This is a genomic window from Terribacillus aidingensis, from assembly GCF_040703035.1.
Taxonomy (GTDB): domain Bacteria; phylum Bacillota; class Bacilli; order Bacillales; family Amphibacillaceae; genus Terribacillus.
The window spans coordinates 1,314,323-1,334,823 of sequence record NZ_CP159996.1 but is presented as its reverse complement, the minus strand read 5'-3'; the positions used below and the strand labels follow the sequence as shown (position 1 = coordinate 1,334,823).

Below are 20,501 nucleotides of genomic sequence, written 5' to 3'. Positions count from 1 at the left end.
TCTCCCTTCTTCTTAGCCCGCTTGCGTGCTGGCATCGTGTACTAGTGACGGATGAAGCAGACAGTGATAGCGTCGGTCTGCAGTAAGATTACCGAATTGAATTCCAATCCAGACTCGGTCGGTTTCGATCTGAACTTGTTCCATTTCAATCAAAATGCTATCCGGCTTTAAAACCAACATGAGGGCCCCTTCCCCATTCACACCCTGATACGGAACGACAGAAAATTCATAGGGCCAATCCTTTGGCAGCAAATCCAAATCCAAATCGCTGTTTGCTTGGGCCAACAGCTGCCATTCTTCTTCAGTGAACCAGTTCCTCAAAAAGAGCTGATCACAGATTACGACAGGCCGCTTCGTTAACGGATCAGACAGATGATTTCCGCTATCGATGAAGCCTTCTGTTTTATGTGAAATGCCATTGATGCTCACTTGAACGTTGTACAGCTGATCATAACGGAATTGCTCAAAGCGCTGCTTGTCCATTCTGCTTTTAGTAAAATACAAAGCAATCGGAAACATGATGGCTACGAAAAGCCAGCTGACGTGATCACCATATCCTGTGCTTACAGTCAAGAAGGAGGCAGAAGTGAATGCAGCTTGAGTCTGCAGCATATAATGGATGGCGAATAGACTGCCGCCTACTGCGAAGGTAACAAAATAAAAAAGCAGCAGCAGCTTTAAAAAGCGGGTGACAGAGCGGAATCCGAAAGCTGTCCAGATGATTAGCATGGAAAAAAGCAATTTACCTGCTGGGTGGGCCAGAAAGCTCTCGGGAAAATAGACTGTAACTGGAACAATGAGTGAAGCTACAACGGCGCCTGCAAATATACGAAGCTTTGGTACTTGCAACCTTGCAATAGCTTGCGTACATAATAACAGCAGCCAGTCCAAAAATAGATTAAGCGTCCAGACTGCATCCAGATAGATTGTCACGTCAGCTATCCCCTTCTTCTTTAATAGATGAAGCTAGTATAACGGAGAGCCGATTCAAATACTGTCAGTTTATGCACGCAGCAGCGCACTATTTTTATGTGTTTTCCGCCTAATTTGTCTAACATTTCTTGGCATAAAAAAAAGGATAGCATCATAGGATGCTATCCTTTGTAATATTATTTTCTACGGTTGCGATTGCGAAGGAATGTCGGGATATCCAATGTATCCTCTTCCTGCTTACGCGTCTGTTGCTGCTGCGGAGATGGTGTTTCTCTGCGCAGTTCTTCCCGCTCTCTTCTTCTTTCCGATGTCGCAGGCTGCTGCGTGCTTTGAACTTCCTTCTCTACCGGACGTGCTTTCGGACGAGGTGCATTCATAGCTTGCTGGATTTGAGCTTCATCGAATCCTGTCGCAATGACAGTTACAACGATTTCATCTTTCAAATCTTCATTGATGACGGACCCGAAGATTACGTTTACTTCCTGATCGGCCGCACTTGTTACGATATCAGCCGCTTCCTGTACTTCATACAGGCTTAGGTTCGTACCGCCTGAGATGTTCATCAGAACACCATGTGCTCCATCGATAGAGGTCTCTAGCAATGGAGAGCTGATAGCTTTCTTCGCAGCCTCAGTCGCCCGGTTTTCACCAGTTGCAATACCTATACCCATAAGTGCAGATCCTTTATCAGCCATGATCGTCTTCACATCAGCAAAGTCAACGTTGATCAAACCAGGAACGGCGATTAATTCGGAAATACCTTGTACACCTTGACGAAGGACATTATCCGCTTCACGGAATGCCTCAAGCATAGGCGTGTTTTTATCAACAATTTCAAGCAAGCGGTCATTCGGGATGACGATAAGTGTGTCTACACTACCCTTTAGAGCATCTGTTCCAGCTAAAGCCTGCGTCTGACGCTTACGTCCCTCGAATGAGAATGGACGTGTAACGATACCGACTGTTAATGCGCCAAGCTCTTTGGCTATCTGTGCGATAACTGGTGCAGCACCTGTACCAGTTCCGCCTCCCATACCGGCTGTAACGAATACCATGTCGGCCCCTTGAAGAACTTCCTGGATCTGTTCTTTGCTTTCTTCTGCTGCTTTACGGCCTACTTCCGGGTTGGCACCAGCACCAAGACCGCGAGTCAGTTTCGCACCAATCTGCATTTTGACATCTGCTTTAGATAGATTCAATGCCTGTGAATCAGTATTTACTGCAATAAAGTCCACGCCTTGGACGCCATGTTCGATCATTCGGTTGACGGCGTTGCTTCCGCCTCCGCCGACGCCGATGACTTTGATTGTCGCTAATGTTTCCATATTTGTGTCAAACTCTAACATCTTAACGTCCTCCTATTTACAAACCGTCTTTCCCTTCAATCGAGCTGACGTGTCTGTCTTAATCGAAAAAGTACTTGAACAGGTTAGCAATACCTGATTCTTTCTTTTTTTCTTCGCCTTTTTTCTTTTCTGATTTAGCGGGTTTTGCCGGTCTTCTTTCCGGCTCATCGAAATCTCCTTCTGTCACAGCAGAGAAGATCTCCTTCCCTTGTATTCTCGCATTCCGATAGGCAAATTGCAAGATTCCAACGGCGCTTGTAAACTGCGGTTCCCGTACTCCTAAATAATCCGGGATCGCAAGTCTCACATTCGCTTGGAAGCAGTCCTGTGCCAGTTCAAGCATGCCTGGCATCATGGATGTTCCGCCGGTGAGGACATAGCCGCCCGGGAGTTCCGGGAAGCCCATGCGCTTAATTTCGCTGTCGGCGTATGCAAATATTTCTTCAACACGGGCTTCCACTATGTCTGCAACATCAAGCTGGGAGAAGTTTTGTTTCTTGTTGCTGCCGATAATCGACGCTTCGAATGTCTCATCCTCCCTGGCGTCGTCGTAGAAAGCATGTCCATATCCAATTTTGATTTCTTCCGCTTGTTCGGAGGAAGTCTTCAGTCCTATAGATATATCCTTGCTAATATTCTCGCCGCCAAGAGGAACCACACTAGTTGCCATGAGCTGGTCATTTCCGAACACAGAGACAGTTGTATTGCCTCCGCCGATGTCTATCAATCCAACACCAAGGTTCTTTTCATCCTCTGAAAGGGCGACAGCCCCTGCAGCCAATGGCTGCAGACATATATCCATTACTTCTAAGTTGGCTCTCTCGACGCATTTCAATAGATTATGTAAGACTGTACGGGAACAAGTAATGATTGTTCCTTCCATTTCTAATCGAACACCGATCATGCCGCGAGGGTCATTGATACCGTCCAATCCATCTACGATGAACTGTTTTGGAACCACATCGACTATTTCACGTTCCGGCGGAATGGACACAACCTGTGCCGCGTCAATTACTCGCGCAATATCCTCATCATCTATCTCCCGGGTTTCATTGGATACAGCCACTACTCCATGGCATTGATGCAGCTGAATCTGATTCCCATTGACACCGACGACTACACGTTCGATTTGCATACCGACCATCCGCTCTGCTTGTTCTACAGCACTGCGGATCGATTGGACAGTTTGGTCGATATCGACGATGGCGCCTTTCTTCAGGCCTTTTGATTTTGCCGTACCGACACCGATTATGTTAAGGGAATCCTGAAATACTTCCCCGATAATCACTTTAATATTTGATGTTCCTACATCTAAGCTGACTAAAATTTCACTGTTGTTCACGTAAGGCACCTCCTAATCCTAGAGACATGTCGCCCAGCATTGTTTTTACATTTTCGTTTCATTATTAACATTTGTATTGAGACACGCATAATTATAACAAATTTCACGAGAAATTTTGCCTAAAAAGCGACATTCTGTAAGAATTTAGCCTAATATACTCGTATTTGATTCGACTATACCGTATATAGCCTGTTTATTCTACATAAACTGACAAAATATCACGAATTTCTGCTTATCGGCCTTCTTCTTGCTCGTTATCTTCTTTTTCCTTCTCAGCAGGCTCGAAATAGGTCCCTACTCCCATATGGAGTACGCCATCGACTTCTGGATCAAGCTGAGCAGCAATGCTAGGATATGCCTCCATGTTCGTAGCAAAAGTGCGGATTGTTCCTTGCACTTCCCTGCCGTCATTCATGAAAAGCTGAATGATGAATTGATTGTCTTCTGATGGCTTGTAATGTATCTCGGATATGAGACCGGTAATAGAAGCTGGCAATTCGCCAAGTTCCTCTGCCATCTCTTTAAGATACTTATCATCAGAAAAACCATAGAGTGTCGGGGCATCGGATTTTGGCTGCTCCCATTTCTTTTCAGAGATACTGCCATTGGTCAGCAGTGCGCGATAACTGCCATCCTGCTGCAGATATCCTACTCTGCCAAGCTCTGTCACTTTGATTGTGACAGTGGCTGGGAAGCCTCTGCTTATTGATACCTTTTCAACTTCTTCATTTTCTTCTATCCGTTTTATTGCTTCATCCTTATCAATGCGCCACATATTATCTGAAGTAGTCAGGCCGCTGCTTTGAATAATAGTATCTTTAGGCAGAAAATCATTTCCTTCCACTTCAAGGCGGTGAATATTGCTTAATGGCGATTGCAGGTACACAATGATGAAGATAAGTACGAAGAAAATAGACAAGTAGAATATAAGTCGTCTATTCGCCTTTTTCTTTCTCGCTTGTTTTAATTTTGGGATACGGTCCTCGATGGAAACAATTTTCTTTTTTTCGCTCATTTCCTCTTCTTCCTATGCTGTACAGTCAAAAACTGCTTGTATTGTAATTATAAAATTATAACACATTCATATAGCGGAAGTAGTCAGTAACCAACAAATTGTAAATAATCCGCCTTCAAAAAGGTTTCTTTACCTAATTACATAAGAAGCCGCCAATTTCCTTCTTCAATGGGGCAAGAAATGAAAACTTCTATCCATCTTCTTTCTTTATACTGTCTCTGCTATTACTCTCCCATTCTACCATTACATTCGTTCCTGGGTACTTTAATTTGTCGGTCAAGCCTTGTTTTTTCATATGTAAAAATTCCCATATGGTTACTTTCATAATGAGATTAACTAAGGATCTTTCATATCCAAGAAAAAAGAAACCTCTAATCAAGAGGTTTCTCCCCACAAATCATCTGATATACCTATAAGCTGCTTTGCAAGAATTTCACGAGCAAGATTGTTGGAAGGCCCCATTACAATACCCGCTCTTGCATCACGGTAAAACCGTTCCAGCTTACCAATTTTATAACCATAACCTCCAGTAATGTCCATGGCGATTTGTGCAATCTCATTCACTGTATCCGAAGCATGTATTTTAAATGATAGCAAATCCTGCCGTGTTGAGGGACTAAGCTTTCCTGAGCCATTGTTAAGCTGATGATCAACCTCGCTTCGAAGCTGCTCCAGCCAGGCTACAAGCCCTTTATATTGGATCACGGCTTTAGCAAGCAAACTGCGGATAACCTGATAGTCGCCAAGACTTTTTCCAACATCACGATGATGATTCTGCTTGGCATAAACCGTTACTATATCAATAATGCCGCCAGCCAGGCCTGTCCAGACAGAACCCAGGCCAAGCAAATAAGCAATACTCGTTTCTACAATTGTACGGCCAGATCCTTCACTCCCGAGCAAATTTTCTTTCGGCACTTGCACACTGCCGAGCGTGAGTGAAGAGCTATGATTCCCTCTCACTCCGAGTGCATCCCAGCTTCCATAGCTTAAGCCAGGGTTCGTTCCTTCGATGATAAAATAACTCAAATCGTCAGCTGAAGAAGCCTCGGGTGATCCAGTTTGGACAATATAAAAATCAGCAAATCCGCTGCTTGTCGTAAACGATTTTTCAAGATTCAGCTCATATCCTTGAAGCGTCCGTTTTGCTCGGCTCGTGTTAATCCAGTATCTGCCTCCAGAGGTTCTTTCACTTGTCGAGGTTGTGCCAAAGCTCCCCGCCTTTACAGGTTTTAGCCACTTCTCCTGCTGTTCCTTTGATCCGAATCGGACTATCGCATCGGCCGCTTCCACATGCATCGTGTAAACAAGACCAGTCGAAGGACAGTGTGCAGCAATCTTTTCTGCCACTATCGAAAATGCTTTGTACCCTGCATCCAGACCCCCCAAGTGTTCAGGCAGCAAAATACCGTTCAATCCTTTATCAGCTAGTTCCTGCATGTTCGCCTTAGGAAAGATTTTCTCCCGGTCGAGCCGATCTGCAGAGGGGCCAATTGTCTGGTCAACTATTTCTTCTATCAACGAGTAAATGGTTTCTAATGTAGTTTCAGTTTTATTGGTCATGACTTTACACCGTTTGCTTTCCTTGTTCTTGAACTGCCCGCCCGATCTGACGTGCTGGATGATGAACTGGCAGTCTCTTATTTCCGCTTAAATTCTCGCGTAATGTATCGCCTTCATAATCCTTTCTGATTCTGCCCCGCTCCTGCAAAATCGGCACCACATAATCAGCAAGATCTTTAAAGGTTCCAGGAGTCACTGCGTATGCTATATTAAACCCATCGACGCCAGTCTGTTCAATCCACTCTTCCATTGCATCGGCCACTTGGACCGGTGTTCCGGCGACTACCGGACCAATTCCTCCTACCCCTACAAATTCGGCCACTTCACGGACAGTCCATTTTTTATTCGGATCAATCTTCGTGAACGTCTCCACGGCTGAATGGATCGCTTCATTCTCAACAAAACGAAGCTCTTCGTCCGGATCATATTCGGAAAAATCAATGCCGGTCCATCCACCCAGCAGTACCAGACCTCCTTCATAGCTTGCATGACTTCGATATTCTGCCAGTTTTTCCTGTGCAGCTTCTTCTGTTTCGGCCACTATCGGAGTAAAGAGACTCATCACTTTTATCTCTTCGGGGTCACGTCCTTGGCGCTTCGCTTCTTCTCGCAGCTTGTCTACATAGCTTTTTGTCACAGTAACTGTGGGGGTGCTTATAAAGACACATTCGGCATGCTTAGCAGCAAATGATCGGCCCTTAGACGATGATCCCGCCTGGAAAAGCACTGGCGTCCGCTGTGGAGAAGGTTCGGACAGATGTGCTCCCGGCACAGTATAATAGGTACCATTGTGGTGAATATCATGCACCTTTTCTGGGTCAGTGTACACTTTTCTCTCTGTATCACGAACAACTGCATCGTCTTCCCAACTACCCTCCCAAAGCTTATAGCAGACTTCTACGTATTCCTCTGCAATGTTATAACGCTCGTCATGTTTGACTTGCGTATCCAAACCAAGGTTTCTAGCTGCACTTTCTAAATAGGAGGTAACAATATTCCAGCCGACACGGCCTTTCGTCAAATGATCCAGAGTAGATACACGACGCGCAAAGCTGTATGGGTGCTCATACGTAACAGATGCCGTGACACCAAAACCCAGATGCTTTGTGACTTGGGCCATCGCCGGCACGACAAGCAGCGGATCATTTACCGGCACTTGTGCTGCTTGACGGACTGCTCCATCCCGGGAGTTTTGAAACACATCATATGTTCCAAGTACATCTGCTAAAAACAACGCATCAAACCGCCCACGCTCCAATAGCTGCGCAAGCTCTGTCCAATACTCCAAGTCCTTGTAACGATGTGCCTGATCATCGGGATGTGTCCATAACCCAGGTGATTGATGTCCAACGCAATTCATATCAAAAGCGTTCAAAAAGATCCGTTTGTTTGTCATTTGAAAATCCTCCTTTAGTTATCTGACAGCAAGCTCTTCTGAGGCATGTATTTGTGCTTTCGAAGCAGGGATTAGAAATGGTGTTAACAGAAAACTAAGTGCATATAAAATGGCAAATCCCCATACCACACCGATGATTCCTAAGTAGTTATTCAGTACTCCGACAAGCACCGGTCCCAGAAACTGACTGGCTCCAGCACCTAAATTAAGTACCGAGATCGCTGCACCGCGGTTGGCTGGAGCAAGCGTCGGCAATATAGCAGACAGCGGAACAAAAGCTGCTATTGCAGCACCGAAAAGAACCGCGTTCAGCACAAGCAGCGGGATATTTGCTCCGAATGCTGCCGGGATATAGTAGTAAAGCAAAGAACAAACAGCTGCTCCCACACAGCCAAACCAACGGACTACCTTGACCCAGCCGATTCGGTCACCTATCATTCCAAACAACACCCCAGCCGCCATATTGCTGATGGACTGAATTGCCCAAAGCTGGAGCCACTGACTCGTCGAAATATCCAGGAAACTCGTGAAAAATCCAGGCATCACAACTACGAAACCATACCATCCTGCTGTATTGATTGTCCGAAGCAGACCTCCAGCAGCAACGCGAGGGCTCTCCCAAAGAATCGTGATTCCTTTAAGTGCCTCTGCCCATTTATTTCCCCGGCTTTGATCCTGAATCCTGACTCCCTGGCGATCTTTGTCATCTACTAGTGCGACACCTAAAATTCCACCAAGGATAATCCAAATAAGCGAGCTCCACAATGTGGCCATTTCACCGATGTATGGCAGTAAAATACTCGGATAATAGGAGCCAAGAAAACCAATTCCCCCAGCAAACATAAAGAAGAACCATCCCATTGCTGTTGCAAGCTTTTGCTTTTCCGTACGGTAGGCAATCCAGACAATAAAAGCAAAAGCAAACAGCGGGTAGCCAAAACCGCGCAATCCGTACATAAGCACCATCATTGAAAAGCTTTCCATGTAAAGCCCCAGATACAGAAAGCCGATTTCAAAAACAACCCACGTCACAAGCCCAATCAGCATCGTTTTTCGAGGTCCGATGACTTCTCCTAGAACACCAGCCAGCCAGGAAGCCAGTGTAAGCACAATCCCATAAGCACTGAACATAATAGCTGACTGATTGGTAGTGAAGCCAATGTCGACGACATACTTAGACAGGAATGCCTGTTCGATGCCATCCCCAGTCATGAATAACAAAATCGCAAGCAAACCGCCAATGACTTGAACTGGTATACCGAACAACGTTTTCGTTGCTTTCATTACTTCCCTCCTTTACTTTGCGATACTGATAGAGTGATTTCGGCGAATAGCCTCAACAAGCTGATTGGCTTGCGTGTTAATCCTTATACCTGTTTCTGCATCTGCCACTGGTTGATCAGGGTTCTCCTTGTTGATATGGTGATCGCACAAATATACTCCCTGTAAAGGCTCTCCCTTAAGATTCGCGATCAAGGGCTTTAACGCATAATCAATCGCTAACAGATGAGCTGGGCTGCCTCCTGTCATGATCGGAAGTACGGGTTTGTGCTTAAATGCATCTTGAGGCAATAAATCAAGCAATGCTTTCAACACGCCTGTATATGCTGCTTTATATACAGGCGATGCAATGATTAATCCTTTCGCGCCGCTGACAGCATGACCCGCCTGCACAATTGCAGGGCTGTCGAATCTTGCATAAATCAAATCCTCCGGCGCAAAATCGGTAACGCTGATTTCCTTGACGGTGAAACCTTGCTCTTCAGCCAGTTTACCTGCATAGTTAGCAGCCAGCTGAGATCTGGAATGTTTGGACGGGCTTCCTGATAAAATAATAATGTCAGTCAATTTTCATTTCTCCTTTTTCTGTAGTAGAGTGACTAAACGAAAAAAAGCTCTCTTTTCCGAAGAAAAGAGAGCTTGATATAATCGCCCGCACTCTTATCTTCCAAGAAATTAATCTTGCTGGATTTAGCACCTTTCTGACTTAGTCAGAGGTTGCTGAAGCTTCATCGGGCCAGTCCCTCGGCTTCTCTTGATAAGAACTGTATGAAATTGTTTATAATGATACGGGCGTTGCTAAAAAAAGTCAATAGGAATTATCTAAAAATTTTTAATATATTACTTTTTCAAATCCATCTTTTTATCGGTGCATATCGAATCTAACTTGTTCATTAGTCTAGTGATCGTCGAATTCTTCAGAGTTTGCTATACCTGCTGACATTCAGAAGGATACCAACAGAGCTCAGCGTAAGTGTAAGCGATGATCCTCCATAGCTTAAAAACGGCAGTGTAATACCAGTAACCGGAATCAAACCTATTACAACACTGATATTAATCATACATTGGATAGCTATCATACCAGTGATGCCTAATGCCAGCAGACTGCTAAAGCCATCAGGCGCGCGAAGAGCTACTTGAATGCCTCGCCACAGAAACAGCAGGAAGAGAAGCATAACGCCAGCACCTCCGATGAAGCCAAGCTCTTCTGCCAGAATGGCAAAAATGAAATCCGTCTGCGGCTCCGGAAGATAGAAGAATTTTTGAAGACTGTTGCCTAAGCCGAGCCCCATCAATCCACCTGGACCGATTGCATAAAGAGATTGGATTATCTGGAATCCTTCCCCTAATGGATCCTCCCAAGGATCAAGGAAAGCGGTAATGCGCTGTATACGATATGGCGCAGACAAAATGAGCGCTGCGAAAGCACCTAGTCCTAAAATACCGAGACCGACGAAGTGGGAGATTCTGGCTCCGCTAACTAAAATCATCACCATACAAGTAAGAACTAGAACAACACCTGTTCCAAGATCCGGCTGGAGCATAATCATTCCGAAAGCTGTAAAAACGAGCAAGAGTGAAGGCAGAAATCCTTGCTTCAAGGAAGTTATATATTTCTGCTTGGCTGAAAGATAAACAGCTAAATAGATGATCAAGCCCAGCTTTGTGAATTCAGAAGGCTGGATACTGAAGGCCCCTACCCCGATCCAGCTTCTTGCACCACCACGGACCAATCCGACTCCGGGAATCAAGACGGCAATAAGCAAAATAAAGCAAATCAACAGTAAAACCTTCGCATATTTCCGCCAAATCTCATAATGCAATCTGGAAATGACCAGCATAGCCCCTAATCCAACACCGGCGAACAATAGCTGCCGCTTGGCAAAAAAGAAGCTATCGTCAAATTTATATTCCGCCCATACAGCAGAAGCACTATACACCATGATGATACCGATTGTCAGCAGGCCTCCGATAGAGAAGAGCAATAGCCAGTCCGTCTTCGGGAGATTAGATTTACGCAAAGAAAAACCCCATTTCCTTGGATTGGAATTGGGGGTCCGCATGCAGCGAAGCGGCTGAGCAGGACAAGCCCCTACTCTAATGTATGCACCGCTTCTACAAACATGTCTCCTCTTTCTTCAAATGTCCGGTACTGATCCCAGCTTGCACATGCTGGAGACAGAAGGATTACATCGCCGCTCTGAGAGATGCGATAAGCAATTTCAGCTGCCTCTTTGACATCCTTCGCATGTTCAATTAGTTCAATCCCGGCCATATAGGCAGTCTCTCGCAATTTTTCAGCTGTTTCACCGAACACGATCAATGCTCTTACATGTTCCATGAATGGGACAAGAGTCTCAAACGTGTTACCGCGATCCAAGCCTCCTGCAAGCAGGATTGTCGGCTGATCGAATGATGACAATGCTTTTGAGGTTGCCAAAATATTGGTAGCTTTTGAGTCATTATAGAATGCACGGCCATTAATGTGCTTTATATACTGCAGCCGATGCTCAACACCTGAAAAAGTCTTCAATACTTGCTGAATACCTTCGTTAGTCGCTCCGGCTAGCTTAGCAGCTGCTAAAGCAGCGAGTATATTCTCCAGCTGATGGCCTCCGACAAGCAGGATATCTTTTAATGCTGCTATCGGTTCGTCCTTGAAATACACATGTGTATCATCATACCATGCACCATCTTCCAGCTTTCTGGAACCTGAAAAAGGAACAAGGGTTGCTTTCGCATTTTTGACGATATCACGAAGCCGCTCATCCTCCGCATTATAAACAAGATAGTCAGTTGCATCTTGATTACGGAAAATATTAGCTTTCGCTTGTTCATAATTTTCAAGAGAATGGTGATAATCCAAATGTGCTTCAAAAATGTTCAGCATAACACTTATGTTCGGACGGAACTGATCGATACCTTGAAGCTGGAAAGATGAAAGCTCCAAAACAAGCCGGTCATCTTCTGTCGTCCTGTCGGCAACTTCGGACGCGGCTGTACCGATATTACCAGCAACAAACGTACTTACCTGGCTCTCTTTGAGCATCTCATAAGCAAGTGTTGTCGTTGTAGTCTTACCGTTTGATCCGGTAATACCAATCAGAGTACCCTTGTGAAGCAAACCAGCAAGTTCGACTTCCGTCAGTACTGGAATATTTCTTTCCATTGCTGTTTGTACTATCACATTCTCATAACGAATTCCTGGATTCTTAATCAAAACATCAATATCTTCCAAAAGTTCTACTTCTTGCACACCAAGCCTCACTTGTGCACCTTTTTGCTCGAGGATTTGGACAAGTTCTTCTTGATTGGTTGTATTCAGATCACTTACCCGAACGTTGCGTCCGTGGGCAAGCAATGTGCTGGCAGCAGCAAATCCACTCTTTGCCAAGCCAAGTACAAGCACGTTTTGATATGGGAATTTGGTTTCAAAATCACTCATCATAATCCCACCTTCATGTAGACACCGATGACAGCGAATAATAGTCCTACAGCCCAAAATGTCGTTACTACACGCCATTCCGACCAACCGGACAGTTCATAGTGATGGTGAAGCGGGCTCATCTTGAATACCCGTTTTCCAGTCGTCTTGAAGGAAATGACCTGGATCATTACGGAAAGTGTCTCGATAACGAAGACACCGCCGATGACAATCAGCAGAATCTCCATTTTAGTGAGTATGGCAACAGCTGCAATTGCGCCGCCAAGTCCCAGTGATCCGGTGTCTCCCATAAATACCTTCGCAGGATGCGCATTGAATACAAGGAATCCTAGCAAAGCCCCGACTACTGCCAAAGAGAATACAGTAATTTGTGTTTGTTGGACGTCATAGTACGCCACCACAGCGAATGCTCCGAACGCAATCGCAGCAGTACCTGCCAAGAGACCATCCAGTCCGTCAGTCAAATTGACGGCATTGGATGCGCCGACAAGCATAACAAGAATCAAGAAGAAATAACCCCATCCGAGGTCCCACTGAATCGATGTTCCCGGAATCTGTATGTACGTACCGAAATCATTAAATCGAAGCAGTGCGTAAAAAACGATAGCGATTATGATCTGACCAATCATTTTCTGCTTGGATGTTAATCCAAGGTTTCGTTTCATTGCTACTTTGATGTAGTCATCCAGGAATCCGAGCAAGCCGTATCCGATCAATACGAATAATAGCAGCCACGTTTCCAGGCTAATATGGATATTGCCTATTGCATGCATGATCCATGTAGATACGACAATGCTGATCATGATCATCACGCCGCCCATTGTCGGTGTACCCGACTTTTTCATATGGGATTTTGGTCCTTCCTCACGAATACTCTGACCAAATTTCAACCTACGTAGAAATGGTATGATTATTGGAGAAATAAGGACGGTGACGATGAATGCTACTGCAATTGTCACAAGTAATAGTGCCACGTTCATTGATGTTTTCCTCCTTTAAAAAAGCACCCGTCCAGTGTATTACTGGCGCCAGTGACGCCATGTTTCTGATTACCAGCTATTAATTCTCTTCCATAACAGCGATTGTGTCAAGTATGGATTCCAGTTTCATACCCCGTGATGCTTTCAGCAGGACGATTGTATCAGGCTGCAGCAATTGCAGGACTGTTTCAGCCAAAGAATCCTTGTCTGTGAAGTGAACAGCTGTAATTGATGTACCTTTTAATGCATCAGTAATTTCATCCGAATCCTCACCGACCGTAAATACATGCGTAGTATCGGAGGTGATAGCTTCTGCAATCTGCCGATGATAGCTTTTGGATTCATCCCCTATTTCATAGATATCGCCTAGCACGAGAATACGTCTGGCAAAAGGCAGACTCTGTACTGTCTGAATTGCTGCTTTCATCGATGTCGGAGAAGCGTTATATGCATCGTTGATGATTTTACTTCCATTCTTCCCGGCAAGCTGCTCCATCCGCATTCCTGTCATTGATGGAGTATGCAACGCTTGCTGGATAAGCTGCTGACTGACACCCAGCTCTCTTCCTAGTACGATCGCATAGCCTGCATTCCGTACATTATGCGCGCCAAGCAAAGAAAATGTGTAATTTTCACCGTTTACCGAAAAAGCAGTGGCTGCATCAAGTGTCTTCTCAATCTTGAGCTGCTGCTTATTATGATCTTCAAAGCCACACGTGATTGTTGTTTTCTTATCATGATGGAATGCAAGCAGAGGCTCATCTCCATCAATGATCAACACGCCATCTTCAGCTAAACCGGCTGTAATCTCACTCTTTGCCTTGGCAATACCTTCCCTTGATCCAAGGAATTCGATATGCGACTCCCCGATATTTGTGATGATTGCATAATCCGGCTGTGCGATATGCGACAACAGCTCGATTTCACCGAAGTTACTCATACCCATTTCTAAAACAAGCACTTCACAGGAAGGCTGCATAGATAAAACAGTGAGCGGCAATCCTATATGATTATTCAGGTTCCCTTTGGTCGCCAGCACTTCATATTTCTCTTTTAACACGCTGGTAACTAAATCTTTTGTAGTCGTTTTACCGTTTGAACCGGTGATGCCGACAACAATCGGATCAATTGCTTCGCGATGTGCTTTAGCTAGTCTTTGCAATGCTTCCAGCGTATCATCAACCAAGAACAGCACAATACTAGAAGCAGCTTCCGGTATAGGTAATGATCTATCCCATAAAGAGGCGACTGCCCCCTGCGCTACTGCCTGCTCAATAAAAGCATGCGCATCGAAGCGTTCTCCTCTAATCGGGACAAATAAACTGTTTGGAGCTTCTTTCCTGCTGTCGGTATTCACTTCAGCAATCGTGAATTCCTGCTGTTTCGTAGCATCAGGGAATACATCATATAGGAAATCACTTGAAAATAGCATCGTCATTCTCCTAATCCCGCTCTTTTTATGGCTTGTGCTGCAACTAGACGATCATCGAAATCAAGAACCTGATTTCCTACGATCTGATATGTCTCATGCCCTTTCCCTGCAATCAAGACGATATCGTCATTTCCTGCAAGATCGATAGCACGCTGAATCGCTTCTGCCCGGTCTGGTACGACAACATAATGGTCGGATTCCAATCCTCTGATCATATCATCAAGGATAGCTTGCGGATCCTCAGAACGCGGATTATCCGCTGTGAAAATGGATGTATCCGAATATTGGACAGCTTTTCCTGCCATAAGCGGGCGTTTTGTTTTATCGCGGTCACCGCCACAGCCTACCACTGTAATTATATTGCCCTTCACGAACGATTTTATCGTCGTCAGGACATTCTCCAAGGAATCCGGTGTGTGTGCATAGTCAACAATCACCCCAAATGACTGTCCTGCCATGACAGGCTCGAAGCGGCCTGCTACACCAGTCGTCTCATGCAGTGTACTGCAGATCGTCGCAAACGGTATACCGCTGCAAATAGCGGCTCCTACTGCAGCAAGCATATTATAGACATTGAATTTACCCATCAGCTTGCTCGTTATTCTTGCTTCGCCCTTCGGTGTTTGAAGTAAGAAAGTCGTACCGTTGGATGCCAGCTGAATATCCTTAGCCATAATGTCTGCTTCCTTATCAATCCCGTACGTGCAAATTGGCTGTGCAGTTGATTTGATCAATGCTTCAGCGTAACGGTCATCTGCATTGATTACGGCGTACTTCGGATGCTCTGGATCGAAGGTATTGCCAAGCTGAGAGAATAAAAGACTTTTCGCATGGAAGTAGTCCTCAAAGCTTTCATGATAATCAAGATGATCCTGTGATAGATTCGTGAATACAGCGATATCAAAATCGGTGCCATGTACTCGTCCCCTGTCCAAAGCATGGGAAGATACCTCGATGACAGCCGTATCGACTCCTTCATCGACCATATTACGGAACCCTTTTTGCAGGAACAGCGCATCCGGTGTCGTATTTTTCACCGGAAACGTCTCGTCCTTGATCTTCATCTGAATCGTACCAATCACGCCAGTAGCTTCCTCATTAGCACGGAAAATACTTTCAAGCAAATATGTCATGCTTGTCTTGCCATTGGTACCAGTAATACCGATCACCCGCATCTCTTTCGATGGGTGACCATAGAAAGTATTCGCTAATGGAGCCAAAGCGCGAAGCGTGTCTTTTACTAGAATAACTGGAATGGATACATCCAGCGGACGTTCGGCTAAAATAGCCGCCGCCCCTTGCTCCTCGGCCTGTCTGGCAAACGTATGTCCGTCGACTACTGCTCCGTCTATGCATATGAATAGATTGCCAGATTTAATTTCCCGGGAATCGATTGTCAATCCGGTAATGTCGATTTCTTCATGGGCCGCCTGCTGTTCGTAAAAAGGCAGTGCGGACAAAAGTACTGCTAGTTTCAAAGCTGCCACGTCCTTCATTTATCCTTACAAAATGCAAAGTAATATTATTTTGATTGATTGAGGCGTAAAAACCTTTCCCCATTATACCAGAATTTATGTCCGCAGGAATGGTTCATCCGATTTATTCAGGCGGGTTTTCAGATAAATACAGGCGGATAGTGGATCCTGCTTCCATCTTTATTCCAGCTTTTGGTTCTTGATCGATGATATATTCGCCGGTTCCGCTCAATTCCAAGTTCAGTGTAGTGTAATATTCTGTCAGTTCCCGCTTTTTCATACCGACAAAATCAGGTGCTTCTGCTGGCGGCTCTTCCGGCCAGCTGTAAGATTTCTCCAATCCATCCGTCTGCGGTTCTACTCCCATTGAACGAAGGCTGTCCTCCAGAATAGTACCTACAATCGGCGCTGCCACTTTACCACCGAATTGGATTGTGTTTTTCGGATTATCTATAGCAAGGTAGACCACGATTTCAGGGTCATTGGCAGGTGCAAATCCGATGAAGGAAAGAATATAATTGTTTTCCATATAGGTTCCGTTGGCTCCCACTTTCTGGGCTGTTCCTGTTTTACCGCCAATCCGAAATCCTTCACGGTAAGCTCCTCGTCCTGTCCCTTTTGCTACAACATTTTCTAATGCATGACGAACCTGTTCTGATGTATCCTCTGACACTACCCGTCGTTTCATGACTGTCTCTGTGGCTGTTTCCGTGTCACCGGTAACTGGATTCTTCCATGACTTGGCGATATGGGGCTGGTATAAGTAGCCTCCGTTGATAGCAGCTGATACACCCATCACTTGCTGGATCGGAGTGACGGAAACACCTTGTCCGAAAGCAGTGGTGGCTGTCTCTACCTGCCCGATTTTCGTGGGATCGAATAAAATACCTTTTCCTTCCCCTTGCAAATCGATACCAGTTTTCTCACCGAACCCAAAATCCTTGATATAAGAGAATAGACGGTCCGTCCCTAGCTTCTGCCCTAGTGAGACAAAACCTGGGTTACAAGAATTTTGTACAACCTCTAAATATGTTTGATCACCATGTCCGCCGCGTTTCCAGCAATGCAAGGTGGCACCGTCCACTTTGATAGCTCCACTGTCATGGAAATGATCGTTCTCAAGGTCAACTACCTTCTCTTCAAGTGCCGCAGCAAGTGTGATGATCTTAAATGTACTACCTGGCTCATACGAACTCCAAATCGGCAGATTCCTATTATACGTATCAGGATCGGCTTCGTTGTAATTTTCCGGTTCGAATGATGGTCTCGAGGACATTCCGAGGATTTCACCTGTATCAGGATCTACAGCCAGTGCAATCGCACCATCCGGATTATATTTTGCTTCTGCATTATCCAGTTCCCGCTCTATAATTGTCTGGATATCAGAGTCAATCGTCAGCTGAAGGTCCATACCATCCGTCGGCGGTGAATAGACATCTGCCATGTCTTCCAATCGATGCCCTTTTGCATCAGAGAAAAACGACAGGCTGCCTGATTCTCCGCTCAGTTCTTCATCATAGTATGCCTCCAGGCCCATTAACCCCTGGTTATCTATACCACTGAAACCAAGTACATGAGACAGATAATCCCCATTTGGATAGTGTCGTTTTGAATCTTTGGCAATATAAACGCCCTCCATGTTCAGCGCCTGAATTGCTTCTGCCTGCTCTTCGGAAATTTTTCGTCCTTCAGGGTGAATTCTTTCGATAGATGCCTTCTTCGTCACGTGCTGCATTGCCTTGTCCTTTTCCATCCCAAGAATTTCTGCCAGCTTCTCGGCTGTCTTTTCGGGATCCTTGATCTGACGTGGTACGACCATGACAGTCGGTGCAGACACATTCTCTGCCAGCACCGCACCATTACGGTCAAGTATCTTTCCTCTTTCCGGCTCAAATGTGATATTTCTGCTCCAGGAATCCTCAGCCTTGTCCACTAAGTCTTTACCTAAGACAAACTGGACATATGCCAATCGGATTCCGATAATAAGGAACACGATAAAAGCCAAAATAAAAACAGTGACTAACCGCTTGCGCATCGTAACATTGGATACTCTCTTCAAACAAATCTCTCCCTCGTATACAAAGGTAGGCTTGTATCCATGTTATGACGGTTGGCAAGCGGATAGACCACTGTCCTGTTTTCTTATGTCGAGAATTCGACAGCAAGATAGTCGTTCTTATTCAGTTTCGTTCCTTTTTTGATGCTTTGTGTCTTGGCGTAGCCGCTGTTGATTGTTTCCACATCCAGCTGTAGCAATTCTCCCAATTCAAGCACTTCACGCATGGACCATCCATTAATATCCGGCATCGTCGGTTCATCCGTGACGATGATGGCGCGTTCGCCTTCCAGAACAGTTTGCCCGCTTTCAACACTCGTTGTGGCAACCTGGTCTCCCTCACCGACAACAACTACATCCATTCCAGTGTCTTCTAGCGCTTTCTTCGTTGCGTGAGTAGACATGCCTTCAATATCCGGCACTCGTTTTTCAGAAACTTCATTTTTATCGTCTGCTTGGTCTGGACTGATATCCATATAATGCAGCGCATTTTCCATTACATTTTTGAAGATGAATGCAGATGGTTCACTGCCAGTTTCCGTTTCACTCAATTCAGGCTGCAGCACAGATACATACATGATCAATTCTGGATCATTAGCAGGCGCCATGCCAAGGAAGGAGAATAGATAATTATTCTTACCTTGCATATAGCCGCCACCGTTTGGATTTGGTATTTGTGCCGTACCAGTCTTACCGGCCACACTATAATCATCCAGTTTATACGGTTTACCAGTACCATGTTCGGAAGTTACGACTGACTCAAGTATTTTCAATGTCTCATCTGCCGTTTCTTTCGATATTGGTTCCGCCTGAACCTCTGTCTTTTTCTGCTCGACTACTTTCTTCGTATCAGGATTGACAATTTTATCGATGATATGCGGTGTCACCATTTTGCCATCGTTGGCAATGGCACTGGCAGCAGTGACCATTTGAATCGGCGTTGCTGTCGTCCCTTGCCCATACGCTGTACTGATTCGCTCCGCTTCGTAATTGTACAAAATAGTACCTGGTATTTCACCCGGCAAATCAATACCAGACTTTTGGTCAAAATGGAATTTCTTCAGATATTCAAGAAATTTATCTTCACCGATTTTATTAGCCACCAGATTCGCAACTGCAACGTTGGAAGAACGCTGAATTCCTTCTAAGTAACTGATGGAACCCCACGATTTATTATAGTCACCTATAGTCGTATCTTTGTCGACCTTATATGTTCCGGATTTATATTCTTCATCCGGATTCCATTTCCCCTCTTCGATAGCAGACGCGACTGTGAACATTTTCATAGTCGATCCAGGTTCCATCGGATTTGAAATGGAGTCATTGTACCAGTTTTCTACATTCTCTGGATCGTTCGGATCATAGCTTGGGCGGTTGCTCATCGCTACAATCTCACCTGTTTTTGGATTCATGACGACTGCACTGATTTTCTTAGGATTCCACTTATCATCCACTTGGGTGAGTGTATCCTCCAGTAAAGTCTGGATTTTCTGATCAATAGTCAGATAGACATTATCCCCATCTTGGGCTGCCTGCACTTCTTCATTCGGATTCAGCAGCTTGTATCCATAACCATCTTGTTCATAGGATATATTCCCGTTTTTCCCTGCAAGCTGATCATTCAGCTGTTGTTCAATTCCTGTTAAGCCAGTAATCACACCATCTTGTCGCTGTGCCAGCCCAATTACTTGCGAAGCAAAAGTACCATTCGGATAGAAGCGCTCTGCTTCTTCTGTGAACTGGATTCCAGGCAACTCGAGGTCTTCAATCTTCTTCTTCTGATCCTGAGATAATCCGCTTCCCGCGGAACCGAATTCCACCTGGAACTTGCCGCCGTCAATTCCATCCTGGAGCCGTTTTTTCAGATCATTTTCATCTGCTCCGATGATTTCAGCAATTTCTTTTGCCGTCTTATCCACATTCGTTACATGGATCGGATGTTCTTTATCCGCGGAATACTCTTCACTAACAATCGCATAAATAGAATAAGTTGGCTGATCATACGCCAACTCCATTCCATTGCGATCCAGTATCTTCCCTCTCGTAGCTTCGAGCGTATACGAGTCAGTCCGCTTACTTTCTGCAAATTTCTTTAAATTAACTCCAGCAACTTCACCGGATGCCTGGATGAACAAGAAACGTCCAGCTAAGACAAGAAAGAGCAAGGCAAAAACGGATAACAGAACCATCGCCATTCTCTGTGTTGTCTTGTTCTTTTTCATATTGACAGTACCTTT

At 45.1% G+C, this 20,501-nt stretch carries 15 protein-coding genes and 1 riboswitch; all 15 genes read right to left on the bottom strand.

Features of this window, described 5'->3' with window-relative positions; genetic code table 11:
- Positions 1-12 precede the first annotated feature (12 nt).
- A complete protein-coding gene (gene spoIIGA / locus ABXS78_RS07140) occupies positions 13-933 on the bottom strand; it encodes a sigma-E processing peptidase SpoIIGA (RefSeq protein WP_366249506.1) in 921 nt (306 codons plus the stop codon).
- A 176-nt stretch (positions 934-1,109) separates the two neighbouring features.
- Positions 1,110-2,279 (bottom strand): cell division protein FtsZ, encoded by a 1,170-nt coding sequence (gene ftsZ, locus ABXS78_RS07135; protein ID WP_095223032.1) that lies wholly within the window; start codon positions 2,277-2,279, stop codon positions 1,110-1,112.
- A 58-nt stretch (positions 2,280-2,337) separates the two neighbouring features.
- Complete coding sequence (gene ftsA / locus ABXS78_RS07130) at positions 2,338-3,621, bottom strand: cell division protein FtsA (RefSeq protein WP_366249505.1); 1,284 nt, start codon at positions 3,619-3,621, stop codon at positions 2,338-2,340.
- 232 nt (positions 3,622-3,853) lie between these two features.
- Complete coding sequence (locus ABXS78_RS07125) at positions 3,854-4,636, bottom strand: cell division protein FtsQ/DivIB (RefSeq protein ID WP_366249504.1); 783 nt, start codon at positions 4,634-4,636, stop codon at positions 3,854-3,856.
- 375 nt (positions 4,637-5,011) lie between these two features.
- Positions 5,012-6,199, bottom strand: coding sequence for an acyl-CoA dehydrogenase family protein (locus ABXS78_RS07120; protein ID WP_366249503.1), 1,188 nt, complete (start codon positions 6,197-6,199; stop codon positions 5,012-5,014).
- Positions 6,200-6,203: 4 nt separating this feature from the next.
- The gene (locus ABXS78_RS07115) at positions 6,204-7,595 is read right to left on the bottom strand and encodes an LLM class flavin-dependent oxidoreductase (protein ID WP_366249502.1); all 1,392 of its coding nucleotides are present in this window, start codon (positions 7,593-7,595) and stop codon (positions 6,204-6,206) included.
- Between the two features lie 18 nt (positions 7,596-7,613).
- A complete protein-coding gene (locus ABXS78_RS07110; protein WP_366249501.1) occupies positions 7,614-8,879 on the bottom strand; it encodes an MFS transporter in 1,266 nt (421 codons plus the stop codon).
- Positions 8,880-8,891: 12 nt separating this feature from the next.
- On the bottom strand, positions 8,892-9,443 hold the full coding sequence (gene ssuE, locus ABXS78_RS07105; RefSeq protein WP_366249500.1) for an NADPH-dependent FMN reductase: 552 nt from the start codon (positions 9,441-9,443) through the stop codon (positions 8,892-8,894).
- 90 nt (positions 9,444-9,533) lie between these two features.
- Positions 9,534-9,640: riboswitch (SAM riboswitch) on the bottom strand.
- Between the two features lie 153 nt (positions 9,641-9,793).
- Complete coding sequence (gene spoVE, locus ABXS78_RS07100) at positions 9,794-10,897, bottom strand: stage V sporulation protein E (protein ID WP_286160730.1); 1,104 nt, start codon at positions 10,895-10,897, stop codon at positions 9,794-9,796.
- A 71-nt stretch (positions 10,898-10,968) separates the two neighbouring features.
- On the bottom strand, positions 10,969-12,321 hold the full coding sequence (gene murD / locus ABXS78_RS07095; RefSeq protein WP_366249499.1) for a UDP-N-acetylmuramoyl-L-alanine--D-glutamate ligase: 1,353 nt from the start codon (positions 12,319-12,321) through the stop codon (positions 10,969-10,971).
- On the bottom strand, positions 12,321-13,301 hold the full coding sequence (gene mraY, locus ABXS78_RS07090; RefSeq protein WP_095223023.1) for a phospho-N-acetylmuramoyl-pentapeptide-transferase: 981 nt from the start codon (positions 13,299-13,301) through the stop codon (positions 12,321-12,323). Before mraY ends, murD begins: the two co-directional genes overlap by 1 nt.
- Before the next feature lie 79 nt (positions 13,302-13,380).
- Positions 13,381-14,733 carry a UDP-N-acetylmuramoyl-tripeptide--D-alanyl-D-alanine ligase gene (gene murF / locus ABXS78_RS07085; protein WP_366249498.1) on the bottom strand — a complete coding sequence of 451 codons (1,353 nt, stop codon included), beginning with the start codon at positions 14,731-14,733 and terminating at the stop codon, positions 13,381-13,383.
- Between the two features lie 2 nt (positions 14,734-14,735).
- Positions 14,736-16,193, bottom strand: coding sequence for a UDP-N-acetylmuramoyl-L-alanyl-D-glutamate--2,6-diaminopimelate ligase (locus tag ABXS78_RS07080; protein WP_366249891.1), 1,458 nt, complete (start codon positions 16,191-16,193; stop codon positions 14,736-14,738).
- Positions 16,194-16,332: 139 nt separating this feature from the next.
- Entirely contained in the window at positions 16,333-18,267 is a 1,935-nt protein-coding gene (locus ABXS78_RS07075) for a stage V sporulation protein D (RefSeq protein ID WP_366249497.1), read from the bottom strand.
- An 83-nt stretch (positions 18,268-18,350) separates the two neighbouring features.
- Positions 18,351-20,486: a penicillin-binding protein gene (locus ABXS78_RS07070; RefSeq protein ID WP_366249496.1), complete on the bottom strand. Its 2,136-nt coding sequence runs from the start codon at positions 20,484-20,486 to the stop codon at positions 18,351-18,353.
- Between the last annotated feature and the right edge of the window lie 15 nt (positions 20,487-20,501).